This window comes from Bacillus sp. JJ664, from assembly GCF_036962205.1.
In the GTDB taxonomy this organism is placed as follows: Bacteria; Bacillota; Bacilli; order Bacillales; family Bacillaceae_G; genus Gottfriedia.
Genome location: NZ_JBALMS010000031.1, coordinates 1 through 2,728, shown reverse-complemented (window position 1 = coordinate 2,728; position 2,728 = coordinate 1). Strand labels below are relative to the sequence as shown.

Below are 2,728 nucleotides of genomic sequence, written 5' to 3'. Positions count from 1 at the left end.
GATATAGAGATCGACTTTAGCGCAAGAAAATTATTTATACAAGATCAACAAGTTATCCTGACGCAGAAGGAATTTGATTTACTCTATTATTTTATTAAAAATCAAAAATTAGCATTAGAGCGAGAACAAATTTTATCTGCTGTTTGGGGCTATGAATACTATGGTGAAGATCGAACATTAGACACACATATTAATAGACTTCGTATAAAGCTAGGAACTTGTTCTTCCTATATTCACACTGTTCGCGGAGTTGGTTATCGTTTTGAGGTTTCATAAATGAAATCAATTCGTTCAAAACTATTGCTTACATTTATTTTATTAATTATTAGTTTAGTCGGAATCGGACTATTAATTAATCTGTTCTTTTTAGAAACATTTTATATTCATCAAAAGACAAACAAAATCAAAAATAGTAGTCAGGAATTAAAAGGATTATACGAACAAAAAAATAATGATCAGCTCATTTCATTTGTTGATAATTTAGAGAAATCTCATGGTTTTTCAATTGAAATTCTTTCTTCAAGTGGGATCACTTTATATAGTACTTTAAAAGGAGATAGTAAAGAAAAGCTCCGTACAATAGATGAATTTGAAGATTTACAAAATAAACCGAATGTATCCGAAAACGGTATGAATCGGTTGAAAAAAGAATTAAAGAAAGAAACTTTTTATGTCACAAAAACGAATTTAAAAAGTATAGAGTTAGAGTTTCTTTTAGTCGGAAGTAAGCTCGATCGAGATAAAATTTTGATTATACGTACACCAATAACAGCTATTAATGAAAGTGTAGAGATATACAATTATTTTTTAATTTATATTGGTCTAGCGCTTTTATGTGTTGGAACAGTCATTGGATTAATAATGGCTAAATCATTTACAAGACCGATTTTAGAAATTAATAGTATGGCAAAAGAAATGACTAGTTTGTCCTTTTCGAGAAAGTGGAATCGCAATAGGAAGGATGAACTTGGAGAACTAGGCTATTCAATGAATGAATTAAGTAACATCATTTCAGATTTTATTGAAAAGTTGAGTATCAAAAATAAAACATTAATGAATGAACTAGAGGAAAAGGTGAAGTTCGAAAAAAAACGCCGAACTTTTATATCAAATGTTTCCCATGAATTGAAGACGCCTATTACAATCATTCAAAGCTACACTGAAGGATTACAAGTTGGTGTAAATCAAACAGAGGAGGAACATCAAGAATACCTCGACATTATCATGGATGAAGCAAATAAAATGGAGAAAATGGTTTACGATTTATTAAATCTATCAACATTACAAAATAGTAAGATGGAAGTTCATTACGAGAAAGTGGATTTAAATCAGCTAGTAAATGAGATGTTGAAATTATATTCTCCTCAATTTATTGAAAATCATATTGCATTCCAGTACGAACCAATCGATATAAAACCAGTTATGACAGATCGTATAAAATTAGTACAAATCATGAGTAATTACATAAATAATGCCTTAACTCATGTGAATGAAAAGAAGCAGATTACAATTTCAGTCAAGGAAAGAGAGAATACATATCAAATATCGGTTTTTAATAGTGGCGAAATGATACCTGAAAGTGAAATAGAAAGCATTTGGGAAAGTTTTTATCGAGCGGATTTAGCAAGAAACCGAACAAATGGAAATGTTGGCTTAGGTCTAAGTATTGTAAAAGAGCTAGCAATCATGATCCAAGCAAATGTTGGCGTTGAAAATAAGAGGGATGGTGTGTCATTTTGGATTGAATTACCTAAAGTGACGAACATCAACTAAAGATTTCAAGAAATAGGCCGTAAAAATTTGGGTAAGGAATTACGGAGGATAAAATGAAAAAGTATATTATTCCGTTGATATTGCTCTTTATATTAATTGGTTGTTCATTTATTGATAACAATTATAATGAGAAAAATAATTCTAAACCTTCAAAACGAACAATCACTGAAGAAAAAAATACTACCGAAGAAAAAGCTTCAGAAGAGACGACCTTTGAAGAACAACTGGGTGAGATGCTTGAGGAAATTGATAATTTAGAATTTGAACAAGAAGATGATGGATTTCCAAACGATTTAAAATAATACTTGAGGTGAATTATGCGGAAATTGCAGTATTTTTTACTTGTTATGATCTCAATTGGGAGTATAATGTTTTTTTCTACTCCAAGTGAAGCAGCTACAGGTAATAAGGAATTAAACGATGGTAAAGAGATTAGTAGAAACATCTCTAACAAACTTAAAAGTTTACAACAAGAAGTAAAAAGGCTAAATGAAGAAAAAGAGATATTAAATCAACAAATTAAAGAGTTATATCCAAAGAAAAAACAGCTATTAGTGAAGCAATTAAAAGAATTAGAGAAGAGCAATTACTCAAAAAGTAACCAAGAAAAATTAAACAAAATCCAAACTAAAATTGATCATTATAAAGAAGCAATTTCTAACAATAAACAGCTGAAAAGCGAACGGAAAAAGTTATGGGAAAATTATAAGAAACAGATGGAATATGAAAATATTAAAGGTGCATATCAAACATTAAAACGAATACGCCAAAACTTAGAAAGTACCATTTTGAACAATAGAGACTTTCTTAAAAGTTTAACTGCTGACAATTTGTAATGTATTGGTTTTTCATTGTAATTTCTTATAAATAAAATGTTCTTTTGTTAACCTCTAATGCAAATTGCATTAGGGGTTTTCTGTATGTAGTAATATACCAAGGTTTTAATTTAGTTGGA

The 2,728-nt window shown here is 29.5% G+C and carries 4 protein-coding genes; all 4 read left to right on the top strand.

Annotated features, from left to right (window positions below; genetic code table 11):
* The coding region (locus tag V7056_RS05155) for a winged helix-turn-helix domain-containing protein (RefSeq protein ID WP_499699921.1) at window positions 1-276 on the top strand (276 nt) is incomplete at its 5' end.
* The gene (locus tag V7056_RS05150; RefSeq protein ID WP_499699919.1) at window positions 277-1,773 is read left to right on the top strand and encodes a sensor histidine kinase; all 1,497 of its coding nucleotides are present in this window, start codon (window positions 277-279) and stop codon (window positions 1,771-1,773) included. It begins immediately after the preceding gene.
* Between the two features lie 53 nt (window positions 1,774-1,826).
* Entirely contained in the window at window positions 1,827-2,075 is a 249-nt protein-coding gene (locus V7056_RS05145; protein ID WP_499699917.1) for a hypothetical protein, read from the top strand.
* Window positions 2,076-2,141: 66 nt separating this feature from the next.
* Complete coding sequence (locus tag V7056_RS05140; protein ID WP_499699915.1) at window positions 2,142-2,609, top strand: hypothetical protein; 468 nt, start codon at window positions 2,142-2,144, stop codon at window positions 2,607-2,609.
* The last annotated feature ends 119 nt before the right edge of the window (window positions 2,610-2,728 follow it).